Source organism: Kitasatospora sp. NPDC054768, assembly GCF_053612025.1.
On the sequence record NZ_JBSHBN010000312.1, the window covers coordinates 1 to 3,473 of the forward strand.

General features: G+C 75.3%; 1 protein-coding gene. It reads left to right on the forward strand.

The annotated features are described in order from the left end of the window. Nucleotides 1–3,473: beta-ketoacyl synthase N-terminal-like domain-containing protein (locus tag ACWGKU_RS40705; protein ID WP_452181054.1), on the forward strand; the 3,473-nt coding region annotated here is incomplete at both ends.

The following is a 3,473-nucleotide window of genomic DNA, read 5'->3' on the forward strand; positions in this document are numbered from 1 at the left end:
AACTACGCGGCGGCGAACGCCTTCCTGGACGCCTGGATCCAGCGGCGCCGCGACCGCGGTCTCGCCGGACTCTCGATCGCCTGGGGCGCCTGGGCACAGGACGGCCTCGCCACCGGCGAGGTGGTCGTCGAGCGGCTGCGGCGCGGCGGCGTGCTGCCGATGGACCCGGAACTCGCGATCCAGGCCCTGGCCAGGGCCGTCGACCACGACGAGACCGAGGTGAGCGTCGCCGACATCGACTGGCCGCAGTTCCTCGGCGGCTTCACCGGCTCCCGTCCGAGCACCCTGCTCGCGGACCTGCCGGAAGCCGCGGCGCGGCCCGCGCCCGCCGGGGCGGAGGCTCCCGTGCCGATGGGCTCCGAGCTGGCCTCGGCGCCGGCCGGCCGGCGCCGTCAGCTGCTGCTCGACCTCGTCCGGGCCCAGGCCGCGTCCGTGCTCGGCCACGCCTCGGTCGACGCGGTGGCGCCCGCCCGGGCCTTCCGGGAGCTGGGCTTCGACTCGCTGACCGCCGTCGAACTGCGCAACCGGCTCAGCGCCGAGACCGCGCTGCGGCTGCCGACGACGCTCGTGTTCGACCACCCGACGCCCACCCGGCTCGCCGATCACCTGCTCGGCCTGATGCTCGGTGACCGGGCCGTGCTGACCGAGGCGATGGCGCCCGCACCGGCCGGGACCGACGAGCCGATCGTGATCGTCGGCATGAGCTGCCGCTTCCCCGGCGACGTCGGCACGCCCGCCGAACTGTGGCAGCTGCTGACCGACGGCGCGGACGGCGTCGGCCCGTTCCCGACCGACCGCGGCTGGGACCTCGACCGCGACGCCGGGACGTACGCGCCCGAGGGCGGCTTCCTCCGGCACGCGACCGACTTCGACGCGAGCCTGTTCGGCATCTCGCCGCGCGAGGCGCTGGCAATGGACCCCCAGCAGCGGCTGCTGCTGGAGGCGTCCTGGGAGGCCTTCGAATCGGCGGGCACCGACCCGCTGTCCGTCCACGGCGCCCCCGTCGGCGTCTTCGTCGGCACCAACGGCCAGGACTACGGCACGCTGCTCGCCGCCTCCGACGAGGAGGTCGAGGGGCATGTGCTGACCGGCAACGCCGCGTCGGTGCTCTCCGGCCGGGTGGCGTACGCCTTCGGTCTCGAAGGGCCGGCGCTGACCGTGGACACGGCCTGCTCCGCCTCGCTGGTCGCCCTGCACCTCGCGGCGCAGGCGCTGCGCCGGGGCGAGTGCGAACTGGCGCTGGCCGGCGGTGTCACCGTGATGTCCACCAACACCGCCTTCGCCGAGTTCGCCCGGCAGGGCGGCCTGGCCTCGGACGGGCGCTGCAAGGCCTTCTCGGCCGAGGCGGACGGCACCGGCTGGTCGGAAGGCGTCGGCGTGCTGGTGCTGGAGCGGCTGTCGGACGCGCGGCGCAACGGGCACGAGGTGCTCGCGGTGGTGCGCGGCAGCGCGGTCAACCAGGACGGCGCGTCCAACGGCCTCACCGCCCCGAACGGTCCCTCGCAGGAGCGGGTGATCCGGCAGGCGCTGGCGAGTGCCGGGCTGTCGGCCGCCGAGGTGGACGCGGTGGAGGCGCACGGCACCGGTACCCGCCTGGGCGACCCGATCGAGGCCCAGGCGCTGCTGGCCACGTACGGCCAGGAGCGGGCCGGTGAGCCGCTCTGGCTCGGCGCGATCAAGTCCAACATCGGCCACACCCAGGCCGCGGCCGGTGTGGCGGGTGTGATCAAGATGGTGCAGGCGCTGCGGCACGGCGTCCTGCCGGCCACGCTGCACGCGGAGCAGCGGACCTCCGAGGTCGACTGGTCGGCGGGCGCGGTGGAACTGCTCACCGAGTCCCGCCCGTGGCCCGAGCTGGACCGGCCGCGGCGCGCGGGCGTGTCCTCCTTCGGGATCAGCGGCACCAACGCCCACGTGATCCTGGAGGCCGCTCCGACGGTGGCGGCCGAGGAGACGGTGGCCGTCGAGGGTGTGCTGCCGTGGCCGGTGTCGGGGCGGACCGCCTCCGCACTGGCGGCGCAGGCCGGGCGACTGGCCGGATTCCTCGCGGCCGCACCGGAGTTCGCTCCGGCGGAGGTGGCCGCGGGGCTGCTGTCCCGGGCCGCGCTGGACCACCGCGCGGTGGTGTTCGGCGGCGACCGGGACGAACTGCGCTCCGGTGTCGCCGCGCTGGCGGCGGGCGAGCCCTCGGCCCAGGTGGTCTCGGGCGTCACGGCGCAGGGAGGTACGGCCTTCCTGTTCACTGGTCAGGGCGCGCAGCGGGCCGGGATGGGGGCCGGGCTGTACGCGCGGTTCCCGGTGTTCGCGGAGGCCTTCGACGCGGTCTGCGCGGAGTTCGACCTGCTGCTGGACCGGCCGGTGAAGGACGTGGTGTTCGAGGGCGTCGAGGATCTGGACCGGACGGTGTGGGCGCAGGCCGGGCTGTTCGCGGTCGAGGTCGCCTCGTACCGGCTGCTCGAATCCTGGGGCGTGACGGCCGACTTCCTGCTCGGCCACTCGATCGGTGAGATCGCCGCCGCCCATGTGGCGGGCGTGTTCTCGCTGGCCGACGCGTGCGCCCTGGTGGCGGCGCGCGGCCGGCTGATGCAGGCGCTGCCCGAGGGCGGAGCGATGCTGGCGGTGCAGGCCACCGAGGCCGAGGTCCGGGAGGCGATCGGCGACCGCCTGGACGTCGCGGCCGTCAACGGGCCGACCTCGCTGGTGGTTTCGGGCCCGACCGAGGTGGTCGAGGAGCTCGCCGAGCGCTGGCGGGCCGAGGGCCGCAAGACCAGCCGGCTCACCGTCTCGCACGCCTTCCACTCGGCCCTGATGGAGCCGATGCTCGAAGAATTCGCCGCCGTGCTGGCGGAGTTGACCTACTCGGAGCCGCAGCTGCCGATTGTCTCCGACCTGACCGGCGAACTCGCCGGGCCCGGGCTGATGTCCACCCCGTCCTACTGGGTGCGGCAGGTCCGCGAGGCCGTCCGCTTCGCCGACGGCGTCGAGGCGCTGCACGGCCGGGGCGTCACCCGCTTCGTGGAGCTCGGCCCGGACGGCGTGCTGACCGCGCTGGCCGGCCGGATGCTCCCCGACGCGGTGTGCGCGCCGCTGCTGCGCAAGGACCGGGACGACGCCGACACGGCACTGCGGGCGCTCGCCACGCTGTGGACGGCCGGGGCGGAGATCGACTGGTCCGGGCTGCTGCCCGCCGGCCGTCCGGCCCCGCTGCCGACCTACGCCTTCCAGCGGGAGCGCTACTGGCCGAAGGCCGCGCCCGGAACGGCCGTCGTGGCCGACCCGGACGAGGCGCGCTTCTGGCAGGCCGTGGAGCGCCAGGACCTCGGCGAACTCGCCGCGGCCCTGGACATCGACCGGGCGCCCGAGGAGCTGGGCTCCGTCCTGCCGGTGCTGTCCTCGTGGCGGCAGCGGCGCCGGGTGGATTCGGTGGTGGACTCCTGGCGGTACCGGGTGACGTGGAAGCCGTTGGCGGGTTC